The organism is bacterium (assembly GCA_039961635.1).
In the GTDB taxonomy this organism is placed as follows: domain Bacteria; phylum 4484-113; class 4484-113; order JAGGVC01; family JAGGVC01; genus JABRWB01.
Map to the genome: position 1 here is coordinate 1 of JABRWB010000093.1, position 24,395 is coordinate 24,395.

Annotated in this window: 21 protein-coding genes and 1 CRISPR repeat array; of the genes, 9 read left to right on the top strand and 12 right to left on the bottom strand. The window is 57.9% G+C overall.

What is annotated here, in order from left to right; translation table 11 throughout:
* Positions 1–41: 41 nt before the first annotated feature.
* The 11 genes from cas2 to HRF49_11965 form a co-directional block, all read right to left on the bottom strand.
* The gene (gene cas2 / locus HRF49_11915; GenBank protein ID MEP0815353.1) at positions 42–329 is read right to left on the bottom strand and encodes a CRISPR-associated endonuclease Cas2; all 288 of its coding nucleotides are present in this window, start codon (positions 327–329) and stop codon (positions 42–44) included.
* Positions 326–1,321 carry a CRISPR-associated endonuclease Cas1 gene (gene cas1 / locus HRF49_11920; GenBank protein MEP0815354.1) on the bottom strand — a complete coding sequence of 332 codons (996 nt, stop codon included), beginning with the start codon at positions 1,319–1,321 and terminating at the stop codon, positions 326–328. Before cas1 ends, cas2 begins: the two co-directional genes overlap by 4 nt.
* Before the next feature lie 38 nt (positions 1,322–1,359).
* Positions 1,360–1,951: a CRISPR direct-repeat array (repeat unit 37 nt; unit sequence GTGTCAATCTGCATGCTCGCTCGCTCGCGATTTGAAC).
* Between the two features lie 366 nt (positions 1,952–2,317).
* Positions 2,318–4,879: a hypothetical protein gene (locus HRF49_11925; protein MEP0815355.1), complete on the bottom strand. Its 2,562-nt coding sequence runs from the start codon at positions 4,877–4,879 to the stop codon at positions 2,318–2,320.
* Between the two features lie 405 nt (positions 4,880–5,284).
* Entirely contained in the window at positions 5,285–6,562 is a 1,278-nt protein-coding gene (locus tag HRF49_11930) for a hypothetical protein (GenBank protein ID MEP0815356.1), read from the bottom strand.
* A 74-nt stretch (positions 6,563–6,636) separates the two neighbouring features.
* Positions 6,637–7,023, bottom strand: a complete 387-nt coding sequence (locus HRF49_11935; protein MEP0815357.1) for a type II toxin-antitoxin system PemK/MazF family toxin — start codon at positions 7,021–7,023, stop codon at positions 6,637–6,639.
* On the bottom strand, positions 6,995–7,300 hold the full coding sequence (locus HRF49_11940) for a hypothetical protein (protein ID MEP0815358.1): 306 nt from the start codon (positions 7,298–7,300) through the stop codon (positions 6,995–6,997). The genes HRF49_11935 and HRF49_11940 overlap by 29 nt, the downstream gene beginning before the upstream one ends.
* 80 nt (positions 7,301–7,380) lie before the next feature.
* On the bottom strand, positions 7,381–8,637 hold the full coding sequence (locus tag HRF49_11945) for an ABC transporter permease (GenBank protein MEP0815359.1): 1,257 nt from the start codon (positions 8,635–8,637) through the stop codon (positions 7,381–7,383).
* A 9-nt stretch (positions 8,638–8,646) separates the two neighbouring features.
* Positions 8,647–9,972, bottom strand: coding sequence for an efflux RND transporter periplasmic adaptor subunit (locus tag HRF49_11950; GenBank protein ID MEP0815360.1), 1,326 nt, complete (start codon positions 9,970–9,972; stop codon positions 8,647–8,649).
* A 3-nt stretch (positions 9,973–9,975) separates the two neighbouring features.
* Complete coding sequence (locus HRF49_11955) at positions 9,976–10,755, bottom strand: YIP1 family protein (GenBank protein ID MEP0815361.1); 780 nt, start codon at positions 10,753–10,755, stop codon at positions 9,976–9,978.
* Between the two features lie 163 nt (positions 10,756–10,918).
* A complete protein-coding gene (locus HRF49_11960; GenBank protein ID MEP0815362.1) occupies positions 10,919–11,710 on the bottom strand; it encodes a YIP1 family protein in 792 nt (263 codons plus the stop codon).
* Between the two features lie 160 nt (positions 11,711–11,870).
* Positions 11,871–12,344, bottom strand: a complete 474-nt coding sequence (locus tag HRF49_11965; protein ID MEP0815363.1) for a hypothetical protein — start codon at positions 12,342–12,344, stop codon at positions 11,871–11,873.
* A 109-nt stretch (positions 12,345–12,453) separates the two neighbouring features.
* On the opposite strand from HRF49_11965, the gene HRF49_11970 reads away from it, so the two are divergent.
* From HRF49_11970 to HRF49_11990, 5 genes are all read left to right on the top strand, one after another.
* Entirely contained in the window at positions 12,454–13,260 is an 807-nt protein-coding gene (locus tag HRF49_11970; protein MEP0815364.1) for a class I SAM-dependent methyltransferase, read from the top strand.
* 285 nt (positions 13,261–13,545) lie between these two features.
* Positions 13,546–14,904 (top strand): chromosomal replication initiator protein DnaA, encoded by a 1,359-nt coding sequence (gene dnaA, locus HRF49_11975; protein MEP0815365.1) that lies wholly within the window; start codon positions 13,546–13,548, stop codon positions 14,902–14,904.
* Positions 14,905–15,151: 247 nt separating this feature from the next.
* Positions 15,152–16,264: a DNA polymerase III subunit beta gene (dnaN, locus tag HRF49_11980; GenBank protein ID MEP0815366.1), complete on the top strand. Its 1,113-nt coding sequence runs from the start codon at positions 15,152–15,154 to the stop codon at positions 16,262–16,264.
* A 31-nt stretch (positions 16,265–16,295) separates the two neighbouring features.
* Positions 16,296–16,625 (top strand): hypothetical protein, encoded by a 330-nt coding sequence (locus HRF49_11985; protein MEP0815367.1) that lies wholly within the window; start codon positions 16,296–16,298, stop codon positions 16,623–16,625.
* Entirely contained in the window at positions 16,622–16,999 is a 378-nt protein-coding gene (locus HRF49_11990) for a hypothetical protein (protein ID MEP0815368.1), read from the top strand. The genes HRF49_11985 and HRF49_11990 overlap by 4 nt, the downstream gene beginning before the upstream one ends.
* A gap of 37 nt (positions 17,000–17,036) precedes the next feature.
* On the opposite strand, the gene HRF49_11995 is transcribed toward HRF49_11990, so the two are convergent.
* Positions 17,037–17,744 carry a manganese efflux pump gene (locus tag HRF49_11995; protein MEP0815369.1) on the bottom strand — a complete coding sequence of 236 codons (708 nt, stop codon included), beginning with the start codon at positions 17,742–17,744 and terminating at the stop codon, positions 17,037–17,039.
* Positions 17,745–17,862: 118 nt separating this feature from the next.
* On the opposite strand from HRF49_11995, the gene HRF49_12000 reads away from it, so the two are divergent.
* The 4 genes from HRF49_12000 to HRF49_12015 form a co-directional block, all read left to right on the top strand.
* Positions 17,863–21,078: a S8 family serine peptidase gene (locus HRF49_12000; GenBank protein ID MEP0815370.1), complete on the top strand. Its 3,216-nt coding sequence runs from the start codon at positions 17,863–17,865 to the stop codon at positions 21,076–21,078.
* A 196-nt stretch (positions 21,079–21,274) separates the two neighbouring features.
* Complete coding sequence (locus HRF49_12005) at positions 21,275–22,657, top strand: insulinase family protein (protein ID MEP0815371.1); 1,383 nt, start codon at positions 21,275–21,277, stop codon at positions 22,655–22,657.
* Positions 22,658–22,695: 38 nt separating this feature from the next.
* Positions 22,696–24,060 (top strand): insulinase family protein, encoded by a 1,365-nt coding sequence (locus tag HRF49_12010; protein MEP0815372.1) that lies wholly within the window; start codon positions 22,696–22,698, stop codon positions 24,058–24,060.
* Positions 24,061–24,091: 31 nt separating this feature from the next.
* A partial coding sequence (locus HRF49_12015) for a hypothetical protein (GenBank protein ID MEP0815373.1) occupies positions 24,092–24,395 on the top strand: 304 nt, incomplete at its 3' end.

Genomic DNA, 24,395 nt, shown 5'->3' on the forward strand with positions numbered 1-24,395 from the left:
GACCAGGGGCGCGACGCGGGCTACACGGGGTGATTGAAAGGTTAAAACACCAAGACATCCTGTGCGGGAGGAGGCTGTTTTCCAAATCGCACAATTCCCGCAACTGCATCTTTGTATACAGGATAAACAGCTATCGAATCGTCCTTTCCCAGTTCGACCGATTTCAGTATTTGAAGCAAGGTCTCGTATCTGTCCCGCGTGACCGTCACTTCGAAAACCGAATTCTGCTCCCGAGCGCCGAAATCCAATAGGTCATTCGCGAGCGCTGTACGGGTCGAGTCGGACGAAATGTCGTAGCAAACGATGTACAGCGATAAATCTTCGCTCATTTCTTTTCCAGGGGAATTGGAGCGTAGGGTTTTCCCGAGTCCACGGCTTCGCTTAAAATTGAAATCGAAGCTCTGAACGCGTCGTTCCAAGTCTTGACGCCCCAGTCCAGATTGAATTCCTCCATTTGATATTCCTCCCATGAGCGTAGAAAGGACTTAAAGGAATCGGGCTTGAACCGGACCCCGTTTTCCTCCGATTCGAAATCGCTTGCCTTGAATTTCCCAAGATTGAAGCTTTTTATTGCGAATCTGTCGCATAGCGGCGCGCGGAACTCCTCCAGCAAATCGAGCGCAAGCGACGGTCTTCCGTATTCGGGCTTGTGGTAAAAACCGAGCGCGGGATTAAGTCCGGCCGCGTCGATAAGGCCGTTCAGTTCGGATGCCGCCAGCCGGTAGCATAGCGACAACACCGCGTTAACCGGATCCTGCGGCGGATGCCTGTGCCTGCCAGGAAAAGGTACGTCCTTCACCATCAGGCCGAAAACCGAAAAATAAAGCTCCCCCGCAGCGCCTTCGATTCCGAGAAGCGTCTGCAGGTTTTCAGCGGAGTCAATACCCGCGATTCGTTCTTTCATTTTATGAAGCGCGTCGCGCAGCTTTTCCGATCCAAAATTTTTTGAAACGTCGTCCAGCAGGCGGATACAGCCGCGCAATTTCGCCGCGACGACGTTTTTCGCCGATGCAAGCGCCCAGCAGGGCTTCCGCAAAAGGTCGTACTGCTTAAGCAATCTGTAAATATTCGCCGGGCACGGCGGGGTGAGCTGGGCGACAAGCCTGCCGTCTCTGGTGCAGAGCGCAAGTTCGATGTTGTGCTGGGCGAGCTTGAATACAACCTGCGTCGAAAACTCAATCGGCCCGAGAAGTATCACGGTGTCGAGTTCGTCGCATCTTATTTCCGCGATTTTCTCGCCCTTTTTCTCGACGACGATGCGGTCGCTCCGCTTGCGCAGCGCCACTTCCAGGTCGGAAATATATAAAGCTTTTTTTTTCATTTTTCAGTTGATTTAGAGCGCCGGTTTAATTACGCACAGTGTCAATCTGCATGCTCGCTCGCTCGCGATTTGAACCGCTACTGAAATCTTACCGCGCCCCTTGACTTTGTCAATAGGGAGTGTCAATCTGCATGCTCGCTCGCTCGCGATTTGAACTCGAGTTTGATCTCTCGGAGCAGCTTCTCATACGCCCGTTGGGCAGTGTCAATCTGCATGCTCGCTCGCTCGCGATTTGAACCGGCCCGTAGCGCTTCTGTGAAAGACGGATAATCAATTTGATGTGTCAATCTGCATGCTCGCTCGCTCGCGATTTGAACGCCTCCCCCACCATCCACCATCCGCTACAGCTCGATATGTAAGTGTCAATCTGCATGCTCGCTCGCTCGCGATTTGAACGAAATCCTTAAATCGAGGTGGAGCATGAGTAAGGACAACAAGGAGTGTCAATCTGCATGCTCGCTCGCTCGCGATTTGAACTCGAATGTCAAGTTTAACGTGTAGTGCCCTTCAAGCTGCCATGTGTCAATCTGCATGCTCGCTCGCTCGCGATTTGAACGTAATGCAGCGATAATGTCCCTGTCGCTAATCGGATCGTGTCAATCTGCATGCTCGCTCGCTCGCGATTTGAACCCCCGGCGCCTGGAGCCCGCACCGGCATTGGGCCGCCGGGGGCGTCCGGTGTAACCTGTCCCGCGACCGCCAAAACCGGTGCCGAAGCGGCACGGAAAACGCGCTATGTGATTCGTACTAATGCGCATGAATGCTGGAAAAAGCGCGTTTCGGTGTAACCATGGCCGGTTTTCACGCTTGGAGAGGTTACACCAATCCAAAAAGTAAACGGACGAGCGCAAAATTTGCAGATTCGAGGCCCTAGCCCGCAACTCAACAGCCCCGGGGGTGAACCCGTACGCAGTGCCCGGCACGACACAGTCAGCCTCGCTGGCGCGTGGTGGTTACCACGCCCGGCCGGACGGTTTTGCACCGTCCTCGGCGCGATTATACCACATCGCGCTTCGTCAATCCAGCTATTTGAAATCCACGCGACGCCAGCTTTGAAACAACGCCGGATTCGACTTGCTTCCAAAATTCCTTTCTAGGCATCCAGCCCTCCGCCGGGTGTTTCAGTTTCTGCTGCTCCCCGTCGGCCCGCGACTCAATCAGCTTTTCGGCGCAGAACTGCCTTTGAAGGTTCTGCGCCGCGTTGTAGTCGGCGTTGATCTTGACCACGCCGCATTCCGGATTGCTGCAACAGAAAAGCTTGCCGCCGGGCTGGACCAGCACCTTGCCGATGTCGCTTTGCACTATTTCTTTTCCGGCGATCTTTCTGTGGGTAAGCGGCAATCCGTCTTTGCCGGTCTTGTTCCTGAAAAGCGATTCGGGAATTTCGCTCCAACGATTGCCCGGCCAGCCGCACTTGTGGCAGACCCGGCTGGAATACGCCGCGGCGAACGAGTAAACCGGAATTCCGTACGCGCCCGCCCGGTCAACGCCCTGCCTGTTTTTCCCCTTGCCCTTTTCCGATGTCAGCTCATGGTAAAGCGCCCGGAAAGACGCGGTGCGGAGCCTGCGGTTTTCCCGCCGCGTCCGGTCGGTCTGGGGCTTGTATCCTTCCAGAAGCTCCATCACAATTACGGATGCCTTGTGCTTGACCGCCGTTTCGACAATCGCATGGGCGGTCTGCTTCGCGATGTCGTCTTTGAGATTTACTATATGTTCACGGAAATCAACGTCGAAAACCTGGCCGCGCTTGAGGAATTTCATTTTACCGGTTTTGGATTTCTGCGACGCGCTTCGCTTTTTCCGGTGCGCTTCTTCGTGGGCGTCCACATGCGCGAGGTGCCGCCCGCCGGGAGGCTTTATCGGCCCAGACCATACCGGGATGCTTCCGCCTATCCCGTCGTATTCGCGCACGGCGCCGAACGCGCGATGCCGGCATCCAAGGTCAACCGACAGGACACGCGTTCCGGGTTCAAGCTTGCGCGATTCGGCTTTCGCCCTCCTCGGCCGGTCGAAAGGCATTTGCACCTGCGCGGAAAAATACGCGTATGGGTCGCTGTTTTTTCGATCCACCGGGCGCGGGCGGAAAACGAGTTTAATGCCTCCCAGCCGGAACGGGTAGCGTTCTTTCGTTATTTCATCGCGGATAAGATACGGAAATTCCCTTTGCCTGTCCGCCGATTCATCGACCGAGACATTTTTGCATAGCCTCGAATCGGGTTTGAACGGTATGGAAACGGGAAGAACGGTTGCAAGCGACGGATTCTTGATGATGTCTTCTATCTCCGAATCCGATAGTGGCGGAAGTCCGGATGCATCGGGATTCCAGCGATCCTGCCCTTTTTCCTTCCGGGTGTCGGCTTTCGGCATGACTACGCGCATGAATAAGGTTTTCGCCGCAAAATCCGCCTTGTAGTATTTCAAATCGGGCCATGGATCGAAGCATTCCTCAAGCTCGTACCAGATCGGATGTTTGTCGAAGGACGGCCGCGAAAAGCCGATGGGTTTGGGCATCCTGTCGTCAAGAAACCGGCTGTTGTAATCGAGAAGCACCTTTAGATCGTCGGGGAATCCGGGCCAGTCGTCGGCATGCTCCGCCAGCCATCCGAAAAACAGGTGGTCGCCGAAGGCTTCGCCGTCCGCTTCCCGCAGATTATGAAAAATCGCCTTTCTCCGCTCGATACGCGATTCAAGGTAGGCGTGCTCGACGGGTTTTTTCGGTTTCCACAAGCCTTCGTCGGCCCATGCGGCCATAACGCGGTTTATTCCCTTGACCATCCGGCCGCGGATTCTTACATCGTCCCTCATCTTGCGTCCGGGTTGCGATTGGGCCAGCAGTTGCGCGGATTGTTTTGTGCGCTGTTCTTCGTATTCGCGGAAAAAGCCGTAGCGCTCGGCGAAAAACCTCTCGTGCTTTTTTTCGAATTCGTCCCGCGCGGCCCGCCAATCCGCACGGTCTTTCTCACGCTGCTTGCGCAGCTCGCCCTGGCTTCTGATGTGATGCGCCGCGGTGTTGTATAGCTTTTCGGACCAGCCTATTCCAAGCATTTCGTCCCGGTCGAACTGGACTATGCCGCGCTTCTGAAAATCCAAAAGCCAGTCCGTCATGTACTCCGGTTTTTCCTTTGGATGAACGTTTGAAAATCCTGTTTTCGTTATCTTCGTGAGTCTCTGGAAAAAACCGTGCATGTTCTGCGGGACGCGGATGTCCGATCCTTCGGGCGCGACCAGAAACCAGTCGCTCATCTCGCCCATTCGGAGCGCGATTGTTTTGGCCTCGTCAAAAGCAAAGCCGTAACGGTCCTGGAACCGCTGCACGAATTGCATGAACTTGTGCTTGACCGCGGCCTTCCCCTCGATTCCGAGGCTCTTTGTCGCCTTTTCAATGTCTCCGCCGGCGCGGGCGATTTCCGCGGCTCTGCGGAGATGCAGGTATTCGGAAATGACGAATTCGAGCTGGTGGCTCCACAACCTGTGCGTGAGCCAGAGATACGATGAAATTCTCGGCGATCCCGGATTTAGCATCGCGGTGAAAGTTTTAGTTATAACCTGCGGAGACATGTCCCATTACGCTCCTTGTTGGACCGGCGAAACCGACTCCAATTTTACCACGCCCGCGGATTCTTTAATCCCTCGCCTCCCACACCGCGTCGCGCAATTTGGCATAGGTGCGGCATAGGTGCGGCGGGGCGAACCCGCGCAGGTTTTGGCGGTGGATGCGGCGGCCGCCATCCGGCCCGATGCCGCGGCCGCGATGGCGGGCGGTTTGGCGGCCGCGATGCGGTTACGCATATGCGAGCGCACGGGCTTGCCGGTGAAAGGGCGAAAGCAAGCTCCCGCACTCCCAAATCGGGCGCACGCATTGAGAAATCCCGCTGGGACGGCGCAAGGAAGCGGGCGCACGCAGCGAGGAATCCAGGGTAGACGGCGCAATGAATCCGGGCGAGGCGCCCGGCCTCCTGTCGATCAATTCTCCTGGAAAAGCGTCGGGGCGGTTTCGACCATAGCCGAAAGGGCGCCCGCCGCGTCCCGGATGTTGTCCCAGTGCACGTAGATATAGATATCCGACAGCATCGTCACGATTTCGAGGACGTTTATCCGGCGGCTGGAAATCAGCCCGGTAATCTCGGAAAGCACGCCCGGCTCGTCGATGAAACTGCTGCTGCGCAGCCGGATTTCGCCGATGTCGCCCTTTATCGTGATGTTCTGGAAGGCGTCGCGGTGCTCGGCAAGGAAGTTGTGCAGCACGCTGTACGCCTCTTCGCCCCGGCGGTCGTCCAGGTAAATCTGGATGAACCGGTCGGTGCCGACGATGCTGTTGATCGGGATGCCCGAAAGCCGGTCGGCGATTTCCGCCAGCAGCCCGGCCTGGCGGGCGAGGTTCGTCCCGACGAGGGTGACGACGGCCAGTTTCGCCGGATTCGTGAAGATGCTGGCCTGCGAGCTGCCTAGGATGGTCGTGCCGGAGGAGCCGAGGCGGTCGAGGTTCTTGTAATCCATGATCCGCGCCTTGATTTCTTCGGTCTTGAAGCGCAGGGCGCGGGGGTGGATGACGCGGCTGCCGGCGCCGCTCATCGCTTCCAGATCCTCGACGGAAAGCTCCTCGATCAGCTTCGCGTTCTTGCCGGCCATGCGCGGGTCGGCGTCGAGCACTCCCTCCACGTCGGTGACTATGATCACTTCGTCCGCGCCGATGTATCGGCCCGCGATAAAGGCCGTGATGTCGCTCCCCCCCCGTCCCAGCGTAACCAGCTGCTCGGTGGAGGAGAGCGCGAAAAATCCTGCGATGACGGGGACGGCGCCGCCGCGAAGGTGCGGGGTGACGTAGCGGCGGAAGCGCTGCTGGGTCTTCTCGCTGCGAAGGGTGATGCTGCGCTCCTCGTTTATTTTCGTCGTGGCGATAGGAGAATTGTCGTCGCTGTCAACAATAATCGGCCAGTTTTCGCGGTCGGTGGGAATGAACGGAACGGGGGTGACCTTGAGAGACTTCAGCGCGGCGCACATCATCAGGACGCTGTTCTGCTCGCCCTGGAGCGCGATGCGGTAGACGTCCTGCGGGTCCGCGCCGCCGTTTGCGACCGCGTACGCCGCGGTCAGCAGGCGGTTCGTGTCGTCGCCCATCGCGGAGAGCACCACCGCCACCTGCTCGCCCGCCTCGGTGAGCCGCGTCACGCATTCGGCCGCGCGGCGCATGCGGTCTGGATCCGCGATGCTCGTTCCGCCGAATTTGATCACTCTGCGCAAGGAATTAACGCCGCCGCAGCGGGGATGAAAAGTTTAGCACAAGGGGGGAATCCGGCTCGGGCTTGAATCTTGGCCTATGCGAAAACATCGTAATCCGCGAAGGGATTTATTTCATACAGCCGCAGCAGGCATCGCTCAATCGATCTCATATATTGGTCTGGCAGATCGCCTATTTTCGGGAAGGAAAGACGCGATACGTCCAGCACCCTTGTTTGATAAACCAGGAAAGTTGTATTCAGAGGAAGACCGGCGACTCCGCGAGGCACATTGACGGCATAAGAATACGATTCATGCGCTTCTTTGAATTTGGTGCCGGGAATTGCCACTACAAGTCCGCGGGCGACTGACAAGTGAACGGTGCTGATTATTACCGCAGGCCTTCTTCCGGCCTGCTCGCGGCCAATCACGGGATCCAAATCGGCAAAAAACACCTCACCCTTGTTCGCGGCGAATCGCTTCATCCGACCAATCCTCGTCCGGGTTCAAACCGTCCATCATTGTGCATGCAAATTCCTGCGCAATCTCCTCGTCTTCCCGCGCCAAATCCGGATCGTCGGCACCGGCATAGAGCTCGGCAATGAATTTTCTCTGCTCCAGTTCCCAATTGAACTTGCGAATTGCAAGCCGGAAATATTCGGAGCGGGTGGCCAAACCGAATTCACGGCCCAATTCGTCCGCCTTCCGAATATCGCCTTCGGATAGGACTACCGTAGTTCTGACTTTCTTCGAGATCCTCATGACAGCTTGAGTATACCATATATGCGCGTTTTTTTCATACAAAAACGCGACTGAGGCGATTTTGCCGCCGATTTCTCCCCCTACTCATACCTCAGCGCTTCTATCGGGTCCAGCCGGCTGGCTTTGAACGCCGGGTAGACGCCGAAAAATATGCCGATCAGCGAGCTTATCGCCAGCGTAGCGATGATTATCGGTATGGGCATATGCACCGGCCAGTCGGTTTTAAGCATCCCGCCGAGCCATTTCGCGACGCCGAATCCGGTCAGCACTCCGCCAGCCAAACCGAGCAGTCCGCCTATGAACGTCAGCACGACGGCCTCGATGAGAAACTGCAGCAGAATCACGACGCGCTTCGCACCAATCGCCATCCGCAGGCCGATTTCGCGCGTGCGCTCGGTCACCGAAACCAGCATGATGTTCATGATTCCGATTCCGCCGACGAGAAGGCTGATTACCGCGATTACGCCGAACGTCGTCACGAGGCCGTTGACGAACGTGTTCGCGAACTCCAGAAAATCGCTCGCGAACATAATCTCGAAGTTGTCCATCGAGGGATCTGGCACCCGGCGCTGGCGGCGCAGGACGCGCTCTACAAGCTTGGTCGCCTCGTCCACCTTTTTTAAGTCCGCCACTTTCGCGATGATGTATTGCACTTTTTTCGAGCCGAGGAACCGGCTCTGCACCGTTGTGTACGGGATGAACAGCGCGTCGTCAAGCCCCTGGCCGCCGATGTTGCCGCCCTTTTTCTTGAGAATTCCGACCACCGTTACCGCCTGCTGCGAAAAGCTTCCGGTCACCAGTATCCGCTTCCCCATCGGATCTTCCAGAGGGCCGAACAGCTCGTCCGCGACGTTCTTGCCGAGGATGACGACGCGGGAGCGCGCCAGGATGTCGCCGGCGTCAAGGAAGCGGCCGCGCTCCAGCTCCATACCGTAGGCCTCGCGGATGAACTCCATCGTCCCTTCGATGATGATGCTTTTGTTCTTCTCCCGGTACTTCGCCTGGCCCTGCATTTCGTATGCGGGATAGACGATGCGGAAAATGTCCCCCCCCTCCCGGCGTATCGCGTCCACGTCCTCCATTTCGAACAGCTTGGGCATCATCATCGCGCGGCTCTGGCCGGCGCGCTGGGGGACGACGGGCATGATAAACATCACGTCGTTGCCCATGCTTGCGATCTGGTTGGAAAACATGTACTTGAGGCCTTCGCCGAGGGAGACGATGCTTATCACGGCGAGGACGCCTATCATCAAGCCCAACAGCGTGAGAAAACTCCTGACCTTGTTCATCATCAGGTTGCGCCACGCTATCCGGAAGTTCGTGCCGAGTACGCCCAATTGCGCTCCTTACTCGCTTTCCTCGGCGGAGACCTGCACGCCTCCGCCGCCGAAGTCCTTGCGGGTGGACAGCGGGACGTCCTTGACCATGACAAGCTCGCCTTCCTTGAGGCCTTCCTTGATTTCGGTGGACGTGTAATCCGTGGCGCCGATCGTAACCTTGCGCTTTTCCGGTTTGACGCGTCCCTTGGCGTCCGAGCCTTTTACGTAAACGATGTATCCAAGCTCGTCGTCGGTGCGCACCGAATCGTACGGAACCACAATTACGTCTTCGACCGTCTGCGCGATTATTTCGACGTTTGTTGTCATCGCGGACAAAAGCTTGCGCTCCGAGTTGTCCACTTCGATAATCACGGTGAAGCTCGTGATGCCGCCCTGCGTCGTGCCTTGCTGGAAAACGTTGACGATTTTGCCTTCGAATTTTTCGTCCGGCAGGGCGTCCACGGTAACGTTGGCCTTCTGTCCTATCGCGATTCGACCGATGTCGATTTCGTCCACGCTCGCGCGTATCTGGATGAATGTGAGATCGGCCACTTCGCAAATCGTGGTGCCCTCGCCGAACGTCCCCACCGAGCTTATCACCGTGTCGCCGACTTCGACCATCTTGGACAAAACGGTGCCTTTGATCGGGGATTTAATCGTCGCGTCGCCCAGCGATTTCTGCGCATCCTCCAAATCCACTTTCGCGAGCTGCCACGAAATCTCCGCGGATTTTATATCTTCCGGGCTGACTTCTTCCGAGTGGATCGAAAGCTGCTCCTCGGCCTGACGCAGCGCAAGCCGCGCGTCCTCCAGCCGCTTCTTCGCGTCGTCGTACTCCTGGCGCGTCGCGTATTCCTTTTTATAAAGCTCGTCAATTCTTTTGAAGTAGTCCTCGGCGCTTTCGACCGCGAGCCTGGCCGAGTCCACGTTCGCCTGAAGCGATGCGAGTGTTTTTTTGTTGCTCCCGTTTTTCAGCTGCTGCAGCTGGATGTAGCGCAGCCGCTCGGATAGCTGCGCGCGGCGCAAATTGATCTTCTGGTCGGTCTGGTCGAGGACAGCGATTTCCGAGCCGGGCACCAAATCGTCGCCTTCCTTGATGAAGAGTTTTTCGATCTTGCCCGAGGCTTCGCTTTTCACCTTGACGCGCGTGCGCGGCTCGACCGAGCCGGTCGCCTTGATGATGACGTTGATGTCGCCCCTCTCCGCGGGCTTGAACCGGTCGTCTTCCTTTGCATCCTTCTTCGCCACGGAGTCGCCGCCAAGCTTGATGTTGCCCTTGCTCGCGAAGAAAGCGACCGCGATCGCCGCCGCGACGACCGCAAAAAACAAAACTATCCGCGCTGGCTTGCTCATATATTAACCCTGCGGCGGTTTGAAGACGTACATCAAGGCAAAGATGCCGGACGTCATCGCGAGCCCGATGGCCGCATAAATGAGTGCGACCGTCCATGCGCGGCCCGGCTGGTTGTGCAGCCCGAAAATCAGGCCGAGGACGAACAGGTAAAAACTCCAAACCGCAAAGACGTCAATCGTGCCGAGAACTTTGAATAGCACCCCGTCCCCGGAAATAATCTGCGAAAGCGAAAGCGTCCAAGGAAACATCGAATCTATGTAGTCTTCGTAGCTCGAAATCGCGGGAGTCTGGCCCATCTTGTAAACGCCGTTGATAAGCTGAGTGAATATCACGGGCATCCACGACCAGGCGACGATTGAATACAGCTTTTTGAAATCCACGTTTTCGAGAAGAAAAGTGCCGAGAACGAACGTTATCGCCGCGCCGACGAGCCAAATGAACAACAGATTCAACGGCGTGAAAAACGCGCCGACGTACTGCGAAATCGTCGTCGCACCCTCCACGGCCGCGTTGCCGGGGATGCCCATCACTTCGTTGAACTGCCTGCGCGCTTCGTTCATCAATCCCATCTGCATCAGCGTCGCGACAATCATGGAGGCCCCGCCGACAACGAACGGCGTCAGCCAGTCGTTGTGGTAGTAGATGTTTTTGAAGACGGATGAAGGCTCTACGAAAATGTTCAACAACTTCGCGCCGAATCCCATTTTGGGAGGGATATCGTTTTGACGTACCCAGTATTCGCCGGGCGCTGGGCCGGCGGGAGCACCCGTGATTTCTGACATCCTGCAATCCTCCTTGGGCGGAAGCCGGAAGATTATAGCGCCGCGGGCGCGGCCGGGCCGAATCCCGCGGACGAATCCATGATGAGTCCACTCGGGCGAAAGTTCCAAGCGCGCGCGGCGCGCGGCGGATTATCTTGACGCAATCGAAGGAATCGGTCGGCTGTCAACCGACGGAGGTCTTCCAGCTTCTCACGAAGGCGATCACCAAAACCGCGACGATCGCGTACAGGAACGCGACGCGCGAGGCCTTGCGCGGGTCGTTGCCGAGACCGAAAACCAAACCGACGTACAGCAGGTACACGCTCCAGAGCGCGAAAAGGTCGAACGACGAAAGCACTTTGTAAAGCGTTCCGGGTGGAATGAACCTTGCCGGCGAAAGCGTCCAAGGCGTCGAGACGCGTATCCAGTCGTTCATCGAAGCGACGGAAGGATCCGAGAAATTCTTCGCTATCGAGTCAATCAAAGGGCGGAAGGCAAGCGGAAGCGAAGAGAAAGCGACCACCGAAAACAGCCGATTGAATTCGACGCTGTCCAGCAGGAAACCCGCGAAGGCAATAACGCCGGCGACGACGAGCCAAATCGCGATTATCGCAAGCGGTGCGAGAAAAAATCTAAGCCCCGGATGCGCGGCGGAAGTGACATCCACCGGCATCTCAATCTGGTGGCCAAGTTCCTTGCCGCGCCATAGAAAAATCGCGAAATCCGCCTTGGCCTTCGAGTCGAAGCGGAAACTCGCGGCGGCCGAGATTATGTTTGTCAGGCTGGCGAACACGAAGGGCGTCAACCAATCCGGATAATGGTAAACATCCTTGAAAACTTCAGCCGGCCACGTCCAGATGTATTTCAGCTTGTCGGCAGAGGACATCGGCGGAGGGCGGTTGGGATCATACATGGCGGCGCCGGAGCGGCCAGAGCCGCCCCATCCGGACGACGCCCATTTCGAGAACCGCTCCATTCAGCACCCCGGGGCAACCGCATGAAAGAGCGGCTCGATTATACCGCAAACCGGAAGAGGCGGAACCGCGCGAAATCAGCAACGATTGCGCAAAAAAAAACCGGCGGTCGCCCGCCGGTTTGTTTGATTCGGAAACTATGCTCGGCTACGCGCCGGGGTACTAGAAGTACCAGCCCCAGCGGTTGAAGCCTTCGTCCTCGAAGTCGCCTTCGCCGAAAGCCCATGCGGTTTCATTACCGCAAATCCACTCGCCGCCGGGATCGCCTCCGTTCCAATTCCAACGCGTGAAGCGCTTCCAGCTGCCGTTGCCTTCCGAGAAAAAGCCGCCGTTTTCGCCGCCGTCCCAGCCCATGCCGGTCTGGCCGTCGCAGGTCGAGACGTGGAACGCGACGTAATAATCAACGCCTTCTTCAAGATCGAAACCGGTGAATTCTGGCTGGTCGCCCGCGCCTATGCCGATTTCGAAGGTGTACGTTTCCGGATATTCAAGCGGATCGCCGTCGGGGAAGGTGACTTTCCACGGCCGCTGGCCGGGCGCAAAGTCGGGAATCTCCGTGCCGATGTAGAACTGCAGCTCGGTGAAGCAGAATCCATCTTGATTGCCAATCTCAAGCCCTGACTTCTCATAGGCCATTAATATAGGATCGCGAGGCGATCTATCTAGAGCTCCGGCCGCAAAATGAAAAATCTGTCAACTGTCGAATTCTGGCCAAATTACTCTCCTCTTGCATTCCGCGCCTGGGATGCCGATAATCGCCGCGATGCCCGGAATCGTTTCAAATCTGTATGCCACCGTCGAGGACGCGTGGCGGTACGAAAGCGACTATTCGGACTACAAGGACGACCTTCCGTTGCTATCGGAGCTTGCCGCGGCCGCGGGCGGGCCGGTTCTTGAGCTGGGCGCGGGCACGGGGCGCGTTGCTATCCACCTGGCAAGGCGGGGAATCCAGGTCGCCGCGCTCGAATCGAGCGACGGAATGATCGAGCTTTTCGAGAGGAAGCTCGCCTCCGAGGACGTCGCGGTCAGAAACAACGTGCGGATTGTCAGAGGCGATATGCGGACGGCGTCGTTTCCATCCCGGTTTCCGCTGATACTAGCGCCGTTCAACTTCCTCCAGCTGATAACGGGCAGGGCGGAGAGGGTCGCGCTCCTGCGCCAATGCCACCATTCGCTGGTCAACAGAGGAAAGTTGTATCTTGAAATCGCGGCGCCCCATCACGAGCTTTTGACCGGCAAAAGGGTGCATCAGCAGTACGTGAAAGAGTTCTTCGACAGGAACCGCCGCCAGTGGGTGACGCTTTTCCAATCGCACGAATATTACCCGGCGGAGCAGGAAATCACGCTTGAATACTTATACGTCTATCACCGGCAGGACGGAATAACGGAGAGAATCGCCCGATTTGTGACGCTCGCGGTGATTTTTCCGGTCGAGTTGGACGGGCTTTTGGAGCAGGCGGGATTCGTCGTAAGGGAGAAATGGGGGGATTTCGACAAATCCCGGTTTGGAAAGGCTAGCCGAAGGATGATCTGGCTTGCCGAAAAGCCCTGAAAAGCCTGAAAAGTCCCGGAAACAACGATTTTTTCGCTTTTGCCAAGATTTTTCCCGAAACTATTGATTTGCCGTTGAAAATGAGCTAAGATGGGCGTCCCCGTCGTCGAAGAGGGGTATCTGAGGGGGCGGGGCTGGTGCGGGTAGGTTGCAATTTCGGGAAACGCCGGACCGTTTGGATTGACTTTTGTCCGAGCGCATCTGCGGCGTGCGTCCGAAATTAACAAGTTACTCACATTCTGGTGTTTATATGTTGAAAACCGCTTGACCCGACAGGAGACCCGGATGACCCGGTCGCGCGGTACCGAACTGCTTGACTCGCTCAAGAATGCTTTAAAAGACGAGATACCACGCCCGAAGTACGAGCTGCTCATCGCGCCGTTGAGCTGCGAGCAGGCCGCGGACAACAAGCTGGTTTTGGGAGTGGAATCCGCGATGCTCCAGACCTGGATCGAGGAGCAGTACGGCCACCTCATCCGGGAGCATGCCGGAAGGATTATGGGCGGCCCGGTCGAGCTTGAATTCCAAATCGTCGCGCCCGAGTTCCGCTCGATGGCGGGCACGAGCGTGCAGGACGGCAGGCCGGGATTTTCCGATGAAGAAGGGACGACTATCGCGGAGAAGCCCACGCTCAATCCGCGCTTCACATTCGAAAACTTCGTAGTCGGCCCCGCAAACAGCTTCGCCTACAGCGCGTCGCTCGCGGTCGCGGAGCGACCCGGATACATCTACAATCCGCTCTTCATTTACAGCGGCGTGGGCCTCGGCAAGACCCACCTGCTCCATTCCATCGGCCACCTCGCCTACAATCTGGACAACTCGCTTTGGATTAAATACGTTACGAGCGAGAAGTTTACGAACGATTTCATTCACAAGGTCCGCGGCGGGCGGATGGAGGAGTTTTACGACATCTACCGGCAAGTGGACGTGCTTTTGATAGACGACATCCAGTTCCTTGCGGGCCGCACCGAAACCCAGCAGGAGTTCTTCCACACGTTCAACATCCTCGTGGAGCAGGGCAAGCAGGTTGTGATTTCATCCGACCGCTCGCCCAAGGATCTGAAAAATCTGGACGACCGGCTGGTATCGCGGTTTTCCGGCGGACTCATCACCGACATCGCTCCGCCGTCGTTCGAAACGCGCATCGCCATTCTCGAAAAGAAGGCCAAGCTGGAAGGCGTCACGCTTCCGCAGGACATCGGCGTCTACATCGCGAAGCACATAACCGACAACATCCGCGATTTGGAAGGCTCGCTCATCAGGCTGCTCGCGTACACCACGCACCGCGGCGAGCCGCTTACGCTCGAAACCGCGGAGGTCGTGCTGGGCGGGCTGATCGACACCAAGCGCACAGGCGCCGGTATTGACATAACCGGAATAATTTCCACGGTCTGCGAGTACTTCAACCTCAACTCCAAGCTGCTGCTTTCGCCCAACCGCACCAAGAAAGTCGCGTTCGCCCGCCAGATAACGATGTACCTGGCGCGGGAGCACACGAACCTTTCGCTGGCCCAGATCGGCTCGGAACTGGGCGGCCGCGACCACTCCACGGTTATTTACGCCTGCGAGAAAATCCGCAAGGAAATGGTCGAAGACCCTTACGTGGAATTGACGATCAAAAACCTTTCCAAGTTGATAACCTAGCCTATAGTTTTGTTGATAACTATTAAGAATTGCGCGCGCGGAAGCGCTGACCAACAGGCAAGGGACGGCCATTCGCCATATCGGTTGAAAAGCGTCGCCAATTTCCAACGTCTTATCAATACGGGCGGGTGTTTATTCATGCGGGATTGCTCAATTCCCCAACATATCAACAGGCCTGCTGCTACTACTAGGTTTTATATATAAATGATATAGTATTAATCCGCCAACCCGGCGGAAGGATACGGGGATGAAGGTAAGCGTAAAACGAAACGATTTGGACAAGGCCCTCGGAACAGTGGCGCGCGCCGTTTCCACCAGGGCACTCGGCAGCTATCAGCAGTTCGTAAAAATAACCGCCTCCGAAGGCGCGATCAGCCTGGAAGCGACCGACGACGAGCTTTATATAAAGGTTGATATCGCGGCCGATGTTGCAGAAGCGGGCGATCTGCTTGTCAGCCCGCTCATTTGCGACCTCGTTGGCAAAATGGCGGGCGAAAACATCGAAATCGTCAAGGACGGCGGCAAGCTCACTATTAAAGGCGGCCGCAGCCGCTACCAGCTCGTCTGCGCCGCCACCGACATCTTCCCGCGCGTCGCGGAGTACAAACAGGGCAAGTTCGTTTCGGTGAAAAGCGGAGTCCTGGCCGACGCGCTCGGAAAAACGACGTTTTGCGCGTACAAGGGAGCGGGCGAGCGTTCGAGCTATTACACAAGCGGCGTGCTTTTCAGATTCACTCCGGAGTTCCTGGATATGGTGGCCACCGACGGGCACAGGCTTGGACTCAAGAAGTGCCGCGGCAAGTTCGTCGAGGAATCGCAGGACATCATGATGCCCGCGCACAACGCGGACGAGCTTATGCGCTTTTTGCCCGCCGACCCTGAAACCGCGATCGAGATTTACCTTTCTCCTTCGCAGGTTTACCTGGAATGGGAAGGGATGCTTGTCGCGTCCAGCCTGCTGGACGTGAAATTCCCCGACTACTCGCGCGTGATTCCGCAGGACCGCGCCACCTCCGTCCTGACCGACCGCCGCGAAATGCACGACGCTCTAAGGCGCGCGATCATCGTGTCCCGCGCCAAGCAGCACAATCCCGTAGTGCGGCTCAAGAGCCACGACGGCGTTATTTCGCTTTATACGGACGCGACCGACGTTGGAAGCGGCGAGGAGGACATCGCCTGCGAGGTGACCGGCGGAGATATGGAAATCGCGGTGAATCCGGGGTACCTGGTGGACGTACTCGGCCAGCTCGGCACCGAAAAGGTGGTGCTGTACTGGAACAGCAAGGTGACTCCGCTGGTTATTTCATCGCCGGAGGATCAAGACTTCACCTACGTCGTGATGCCGATTCGGATGGAGTGAAAATCGGGTAGCATTTGAACGGGGTGTCGAGATGCAGAAAATCCTCGTCGCAAACGAAGATAAGCTCATAGATCAAGCGGACGCGGACGTCCGGAACTTTCTTCGATCTAATCCAATTTGCCGGAATTCGTTGCTGAAGGGCGTTGCGCTGGCGCGGAAGAGATTCCCGGGCAACAAGTTTGAGCTTTCTCTGTTTATCGATCCGGAGGAATCGATTAATCAGTTTTTGTGCCTGGAGATTCATTGCGAAGATTCCCCGAGAGAGTTTATGGACCGATTCGACAGGTTTCTGAAATCCGAGTGGCTTGACATCTTCATGGAATCCGAGGGGAATATCCTGGCATCTCCGGTATTCGAATGAAATTTGAGTGGTCGCAATATCTGGTGGTGGCCGAAGCGCTTGAGGCTTACCCTTCATCGCCGCAACACAGAGAGGCGTTCTGCAGAGCATGCATAGGAAGGGCGTACTACGCGGCGTTCGGTGTGGCGGTGGAGCATATCGAAAGCCAATTGTCGCGAAAGCTCTCGCCAGCCAACAAGCATTCTTTTGTGTTGGGCTGGTTCAAGTCGCAACCGGATCGAGATTGCGGGCCCGTCGCGATGCTGCTCGGTTTGCTTTTGGTGAATCGCGCAAAAGCGGATTACGAGAAGCGATTTCCGGATGCTCAAAAAACTGCCCCTTTTTGTTTGGCCTACGCCAGAGATGCGATCGCGATGATCGAAGCAATGAAGTAGTTTCCGCAGATTGAGGCCGCAGCATCCATGCAGCTTGTTAAGATGCTATCAAATGCTCGGCCACGATCTTCGCGCCGATCGCGATTAAAACGATCCCGCCCGCGATCTCCATCCGCCTGCCGAAGAGCGCGCCCAGCCGGGAGCCGAGAATCATCCCGGCGACCGTGAACGCGCACGCCGTCGCCCCGATGACGAGCACCGGCGCGAGGATGTCGACGCGGAGCATCGCGAACGAAACGCCGACCGCGAGCGCGTCGATGCTTGTCGCCAGCGACAGAAGCACGAGGCTCCAGCCGCGCGTCGGGTCGGCGGGCGGCGCGCATGCGGCGGAATCGGACGGAGGCGCGCAGGCGGCGGCGGTTCCGGACGCCGCGGAGGCGGCCTGAGATTGGATGGACGCCGCTTCCGGCGACGAATCATGAATCCAGGCGGTTTTGCCGCGCTCCGCGGACGCGTCCTTGGTGCCGCGCTTCCCGGAATCCGACTTGAATATGGCCTTCGCACCGACGGCGGCCAGAATCGCGAACGCCGCCCAGTGGTCGAACGGCGCTATGACGCGCTCGAGGGAGCGGCCGGCCGCCCATCCGATAAGCGGCATCAGCGCCTGGAACAGCCCGAAGTGAAACGCGAGCCGGAAAACCTGGCGCTTGCGGACGCGCAAAAGCGCCGCGCTGGATGCAAGCGCGACCGCGAACGCATCCATCGCAAGTCCCACAGCGATTCCGATTGTCGTGAGGAGCGGCATGGGAGGCGGTGAAGCCGGAGGGATTGTAAAGTGTAAAAGCACAAAAGTCTGAGCAAACAGGAGCTTGAGATGAGGTATAATCCGTCCGTCCTGTCGAATATTGCGACGGAGGGCGGGGATGAGATTCGGAATCGTCGTTGCGGTTTTGATGTTCGTTGTTTTTGCATTCGCCTGCGGACGCGGGAAAGGCGTCGTCACCCCCATCCGCGGTACAACCACGGCTCCGGCCCCGCCAAAGCAGGGCGAGCGGCTTCCCGCGCCGCGGTACATCCAGCTTCCCGAGGGAATGACGCCGGGCGTGGATTACCGAGAGGACGAAATCATCGTCGGATTCAAGCTGCAGGGCTTCGCCAATCCATCAATGCTCACGGGCGGCTCGAATTTCAACAAAGGCGCGATGCTCAACCCGGTGCTTTACGAAAACCAGGCGATCGCCGAATTTGCGCGCGAAATTGCGTCGAAGCACGGGCTAACGATTATCCCCAACGGCGAAGGCTACGTGAAAAACGTCAACTTTTGCGGCTACAGGCTCTCGCCGGGGCAGGATGCGAACGCGGTCGCCGCGCTCCTGAGGCTGAAATATGCGGACAAGGTTAAGTACGTCGAGTACAACGGCATAGTTCGCCCCGCGTACTGGCCGGACGATCCGTATTACATGGACGGCTCGCTGTGGGGGCTGGACACAATACGAACGGACCTCGCGTGGGATGTGACCACCGGCGACGCGAACCAGTGGATCGCGGTGATTGATACGGGGATAAGGATGGATCATGAGGATTTGGCGGGAAATTGGGGATATATAGACGGAATTAACACAGATTTATTTAGAGGCGACCAATGGCCGGATGACGAGCAAGGGCATGGCACGCATGTGGCCGGAACAATCGCCGCGATAGGCGACAACGCCACAGGAGTTGTAGGCGTTGCGTATGGCAGCAAGGTTTTGCCGATAAAGGTGTTTGGAACTAAGGAGGAAGGGGGAACAAATGAAGCACTTGAAGCAACTGCGATTCTGTTGGCAAGCCAGGCAGGATGCATAATTGCTAACCTGAGCTTGGGTGGTCCATATGCAAGCCGAACGGTAGCTGAAGTTTGTCGCCAAGCATTTGAGAATGGAATGATGATTGTGGCTTCCGCCATGAATGAAAATACAAACTGGCCGTATTACCCTGCTTCCCATCCGGAGGTAATAAGTGTTGGCGCCAGCGATATTAATGACAGCCGCACAAGTTACTCCAATTACGGCCTTGCGCTTGACACTGTTGCACCTGGAGGCGACTCAAACGGGCCGATTCTGAGCACTTGGTTTACAGCCGAGGATGCCTATAGCTCAATTTCCGGTACGAGCATGGCCTCTCCGCATGTCGCCGGTGTTGCGGCCCTGATTCGCGCGAAATCGCCTGCCCTGACACCGCTTGAAGTGCGCGCGCTGATCGAATATTTCGGAGACGATGTTCTTATTCAGTCTGAATGGCAGGCTGCATTGCCAATTTACAGGTTAAACGCGTACACGCCGCTGACATATACAGTATCGGGTCTGCCGACCGTTTCCGTCACCAACCACAGCGACTACGATCAGGTTTCAGGCGATTTCACGATTCAGGTAAACGCAAACGCCACCACAGCGGTTGCCGGAGTTCATTGGTACGTTGACGGCGAATATCTGGGTTGGATTGATGCGGCCCCTTATGACTTGTCATCCAATACCGAAGCGCTTTATCTCGTACCGGGAGAGCATACTTTTACCGCCGAAGTATTGGATACGGAAAACGCGCATGGATACGATTCAGTTATTCTTGATGTCGTTGATGTGTCGCTTACAAGTCCATACTGGACTGGATTCGAAGATGTACCGGAGCAGGAAGGCTGGTGGCAAATTGACTATTCAAATTCGAATTCATTCTGGCAGTATGAATCCGCTGGGCCGGACACGGTAGTTTATTTCGGCGACATAAGCAAGCCGGGCGGGCGGGGTTATTATCAGGACGATATCGACGTGCTGGGATCTCCGGCAATAGATCTTACTGGGCTGACGGCTCCAAAACTGTACCTAACGTCGAAATGGGATATGGATGCATACGACAGCATGGATCTTGCCATCGCTAATGGAGGGTACGAGGAGGTGTATTTTTTCCAATACATTTCAACACCTCAGAGGAATCAAAATCCTGAATGGCCCGATTTCGGTTTATATCAAATCGATTTGGCAAATTTTGAAGGCACCAAAATAATGCTTGAATTTTGGACAGACATCTACGAAACTACAAGCGAAGGCCAGGGCTTTTGGCTGGACAACGTCGTAATCTCCGACAGCACGGGCCCGCCGCAGGTGATAATATCCCCGCCCACTCCTGCGGCCAATTCGCTCGTACAGGGAACCGTCACGCTGAACGCGAGCGCGGTTGACGACAACGATATCGTGCTCGCTTCGGAATACCGAATCGGCTCGAATGTCATAAAAACGTTCGGCGGCGCTCCGTCGCAATTCGCTTGGAACAGCGCAAGCGTCCCCGACGGCGACCGCATGTTCACCGCCGAGGCGGACGACGAGCTTTCGTATTACGGGTACTACGATACCGGAACCGCGTCGCGCACGTTCTACGTGCACAACACCGCGCCGTCCGGTATTTCGATCGTTCCCGCTGCCGAAAGAATCGGACAGCCGGTCACAATCACCGGATCTCATTTCGGCAAGGCTATTTCCGGCCAAACGTTCGTTTATTTCACCGGCGCAAGCGGCGATGTCCCCGCGTCTGTAACCTCTTGGAGTAACACGAGCATTGACTGCACGGTTCCGCTTGGTGCAATCGACGGGCCGGTAAAGGTTAAAATCGGTGCGCTGACCGGATCTTCCTCCTCTGATTTCGTCGTGGAGCCGTCCATAAGCGGGTTTGAATTCACATCACCGGCGGAAGGCACGCTTGTGGACGCTCCGATTAACTTCATTTTGGCGCCACAGCCTTACGCCGACTGGGTCGAATTCGAAATTCTCGGCCATCCCGAAATCGCGATCCCCGACGACAATTCGCCAAGCTCGATCATGCTTACTTTGGACCCGTCGGATTTTCCGCGCAACGGCGCGTACACGATTCAGGCAACCGCGTTCGCGCCCGGCGAGCAGCAATCCGCAACGCTTGAATTCTTTGTATTGAAGCTTCCCGGCGACTTCAACGGCGACGGAATAGTGAATCAGGCGGATCTGGATTTCCTGCGCCCGCATCTTTGGGAATCCTCGGGAAGTCCCACTTGGATCCCCTATCTCGACGCCAATCGCGACGGCGTGATCAACGAGCTCGACGCATTCGCGGTGGGGTATCATTTCGGAGAGACGTAGCAAATCGGAATTTCATATCCGCATAGGGGTTATATTCCCACGCGGCGTGAACGCCGCGCTTCCTTGACAATCAAGCGATCCGGCCACTCAATAACTCGGTAACTCCAATACTCGGCCACTCGGCGACTTTGTTTCTTTGCTACAATCCCCCGCGCCTATGGCTTGCGCACGCATTTTTTGTTTTCCGGTGATTGCGATGCTTCTTCCAGCCGCCGCGCCGGCCCCGGCAAACGCCGCGGAGCCGAACACTCCCCTTGCCGGCGCCGCCGACGCCGTTTTTGCCGCATCGTCGGATTCATGGTCGGCGTTCGACGACGTCCTCGAATTCCGGCTCGACAACGGACTGACGCTTCTCATCCTCCCCCGCCGAGACCTGCCCATCGTCTCGCTCCAGGTCTGGTACCGCGCCGGCAGCCGCAACGAACCGCCCGGCGCGTCCGGCATCGCGCACTTCCTGGAGCATATGTACTCGATGGGAACGGCCAAGCTTGCGCCGCGCGAGGTTGACGTGCTAGTTCGCTCCGTGGGCGGCCAGAAAAACGCGTCCACGTCCACCGACTACACGCGCTACTACGAGGACATTCCTTCCTCCGCGCTCGCCGATTTTCTTGCAGTCGAGGCCGACCGGATGCGCGGCTGCACTTTCCCCGAAGACAAAGTGCTCTCCGAGCGGGACACCGTCGCCGAAGAGCGCCGGATGCGAAGCGAGGACGACCAGGGGGGGGCCGCGTACGAGGCGCTTTCCCAGCTTGTTTACGGAAATCACGCGTACGGCCACCCGACCGTCGGATGGATGGAGGACATCGCGGATTACAACCGGGGCGAGCTGCTTGATTTTTACAACGCGTTTTACCGTCCGGACAACGCCGCGCTGGTCATCGCCGGCGACGCGGATCCCGATAAAATTGTCCCCGAGATCGAGCGGCTTTTCGGACACATTGCGGGCGAAATAGACGCGGCGGGATTCATCCCGGAAGTTTTCGCCACGGAACAAACGTCCGAACGCCGCAGAACGATATTCCACCCCTCCCCCCGTCCGCTGCTGTATATCGGATGGCCGACGGTCGCGTTCGGCGAATCTGACGCGTACGCGCTCGACCTGCTGGGCGAGGTGCTGGCCGGCGGGCGCAGCTCGCGGCTGTACAAGCGGCTCGTGCGCGGCGAGGAGCTGGCGACAAGCGTTTCCGCCGGCCACGGCGACCGCAAGTACGGCGGGCTTTTCACGGTGCGCGTAAGCTTCAACGATCCCGAAAAGCTTGAAGCGGTGGAAGCCGCGGTGTACGCGGAGATCGCCGCGCTCGCGAAGAACGGCGCGGGGGGGGACGAGCTGTCCCGCGCCAAGAAGCGGATGATGGCGGGCGAGGTGTACGCCGCGCAGGGCAACAACGGATTGGCGCAGCAGCTCGGCTGGGCATGGGCCGCGGGCGACTGGCGCTGGGTGATCGAGTATCCGAAGCGGATGGAGCGCGTGACTTCCAAAGAGATCAAATCCGCCGCGGCGAAGTATCTGTCGGAAAAAACGCGCAACGTCGTCGTCGTCCTTCCGGCGAAGCCGGACGCCGGCGGTGATACCGGATGAAATACCGCGCAATATTGCTCTTGGCGGTGGTTAGTGCAATGAATATCGCTGTATTTAACGGCGCGGGGGCATCCGCGCAACCGGCCGGCGTTCCGGCGGACGCGCTCGTCGGGTGGGAGACGATCAAGCTGGACAACGGGCTGTCCGCAGTGCTTTCGCCGCGGGACGGCCTGCCGATGGTCGCGATGGAGATGCGCATCCCCGCAGGCTCGATATTCGATCCCGCGGGAAGCGAGGGACTCTCAAGCCTGACCGCCCAGATGATCCGCCAGGGCAGCATAATGCGCGACGCGGAGGCCGTGGACGAGTTTCTGGATTCGCGCGGCGCGGTGCTTGCGGTTTCCGCCTCGTCGGATTACGTTTCGGTTTCGCTAACCTGCCTTTCGGAGGATTTTCCGGACGTGCTTTCGCTCGCCGCGGAGCTCGTTCTTTCGCCCGCGTTCGACGAGGCGGAGTTCAAGCGCATACGCACGCAGAGCATCGAGCGCGTGAGGCGCAGCTACGGCCAGGGCGCGGTGCTCTCGCGCGACGCGTTTTACCGAGCGCTTTATCCGCACGGCGGGTACGGCTCCCCCACCGACGGCTATCCGGCGTCGCTTGAGGCGATAACGCTCGAGCGGGTTGTCGAATTCCACTCGGTGCGCTACCGTCCGGGCGGCTCGCAGATTTCCATCGTCGGGCCGCTGTCCGCGCCGGAGACGCTTTCGCTTCTGAACAAAACGTTTGGAGGATGGACGCCGGCGACCCCCTCCCCCCTACGGCTGGACGATACGGCGCGTCCGGAAGGCTCGCCGCGCGTGATTATCGTGGACGCGCCGCTTGCGCAGGCGAACGTAAGAATCGGCCACCGCGCGCCGGCGGCGAACGACCCGGAATACTTCCGGCTGCGTTTCGTGAACGAGGTGCTGGGAGGCAGCGGGATGACAAGCCGCCTGGGCGACACTATCCGAACGAAGCACGGCCTAGCTTACAGCGTATTTTCGTGGAACGCCGGATGGCGAGGGGGGGGGAGCTTTTTCATCGCGTTCTCGACCAAGGTCGCGAGCGCGCGCACCGCGGTTGATTTGGCGATGGGCGAGGTTGCGGCGCTTATCGCGGACGGCCCGACGCAGGAGGAAATCCAAATGACGCGCGCGGGGCTCCTGGGGCGGCTTTACTTCCAGCTCGAAACCTACAGCGGCGCGGCCGGGCAGATAGCCGAGGCGCAGTGGTGCGGCCTGGGGCGGGATTATTTTTCGGTGCAGCAAGATACGGCGGGTAATTTCGCCGCGGAGGATTTCGTTCCCGTGCTTGCGCGGCACGTGCGCCCGCAGGATTTCGTGATCGTCGTCGCCGGCCCCGCCGCGGAACTTGAGCCGCAGTTCGCGGATTTGGGGACGGTTACGGTTAAGCCGGAGGGGTAATAATCGCCGGCTGCGTCTGTATAATAGAGGGGTGGCTGATATCCGAAAAGCGGCGAAACAGGATTATCCGCAGGCGGATTACGCCGCGGAAAGTCGCGATTTTTTCCCCAAGCCGAAAGTGCACTACATGCGCGGGCATACCGCGGTCGTCGGCCAATGGCTGATCGTCGGCCACGGGGACATCGCGAATAAGGTATACCAGTTCGGCCGCGCCGCGCCGCTGTATTACGGGCGCCGGGCGGACGCGTGGACGCCGGGCGGGCAATGGGACATCAACAAGCCGCCCTCTCCGCTGTTCGTGTACGCGGTGCCGATCATGAGCTCTCCCGACCCCG

Excerpts from the sequence above, each read along its gene's own strand:
- dnaN (MEP0815366.1), top strand. The coding sequence starts at position 15,152 with ATGAAGGTAAGCGTAAAACGAAACGATTTGGACAAGGCCCTCGGAACA.
- cas2 (MEP0815353.1), bottom strand. The coding sequence starts at position 329 with ATGAGCGAAGATTTATCGCTGTACATCGTTTGCTACGACATTTCGTCC.
- HRF49_11970 (MEP0815364.1), top strand. The coding sequence starts at position 12,454 with ATGCCGATAATCGCCGCGATGCCCGGAATCGTTTCAAATCTGTATGCC.
- HRF49_11950 (MEP0815360.1), bottom strand. The coding sequence starts at position 9,972 with ATGAGCAAGCCAGCGCGGATAGTTTTGTTTTTTGCGGTCGTCGCGGCG.
- dnaA (MEP0815365.1), top strand. The coding sequence starts at position 13,546 with ATGACCCGGTCGCGCGGTACCGAACTGCTTGACTCGCTCAAGAATGCT.
- HRF49_12010 (MEP0815372.1), top strand. The coding sequence starts at position 22,696 with ATGAATATCGCTGTATTTAACGGCGCGGGGGCATCCGCGCAACCGGCC.
- HRF49_11990 (MEP0815368.1), top strand. The coding sequence starts at position 16,622 with ATGAAATTTGAGTGGTCGCAATATCTGGTGGTGGCCGAAGCGCTTGAG.
- cas1 (MEP0815354.1), bottom strand. The coding sequence starts at position 1,321 with ATGAAAAAAAAAGCTTTATATATTTCCGACCTGGAAGTGGCGCTGCGC.
- HRF49_11995 (MEP0815369.1), bottom strand. The coding sequence starts at position 17,744 with ATGCCGCTCCTCACGACAATCGGAATCGCTGTGGGACTTGCGATGGAT.
- HRF49_11960 (MEP0815362.1), bottom strand. The coding sequence starts at position 11,710 with ATGGAGCGGTTCTCGAAATGGGCGTCGTCCGGATGGGGCGGCTCTGGC.
- HRF49_11985 (MEP0815367.1), top strand. The coding sequence starts at position 16,296 with ATGCAGAAAATCCTCGTCGCAAACGAAGATAAGCTCATAGATCAAGCG.
- HRF49_12005 (MEP0815371.1), top strand. The coding sequence starts at position 21,275 with ATGCTTCTTCCAGCCGCCGCGCCGGCCCCGGCAAACGCCGCGGAGCCG.
- HRF49_11940 (MEP0815358.1), bottom strand. The coding sequence starts at position 7,300 with ATGAGGATCTCGAAGAAAGTCAGAACTACGGTAGTCCTATCCGAAGGC.
- HRF49_11935 (MEP0815357.1), bottom strand. The coding sequence starts at position 7,023 with ATGAAGCGATTCGCCGCGAACAAGGGTGAGGTGTTTTTTGCCGATTTG.
- HRF49_11925 (MEP0815355.1), bottom strand. The coding sequence starts at position 4,879 with ATGTCTCCGCAGGTTATAACTAAAACTTTCACCGCGATGCTAAATCCG.
- HRF49_12000 (MEP0815370.1), top strand. The coding sequence starts at position 17,863 with ATGAGATTCGGAATCGTCGTTGCGGTTTTGATGTTCGTTGTTTTTGCA.
- HRF49_11965 (MEP0815363.1), bottom strand. The coding sequence starts at position 12,344 with ATGGCCTATGAGAAGTCAGGGCTTGAGATTGGCAATCAAGATGGATTC.
- HRF49_11955 (MEP0815361.1), bottom strand. The coding sequence starts at position 10,755 with ATGTCAGAAATCACGGGTGCTCCCGCCGGCCCAGCGCCCGGCGAATAC.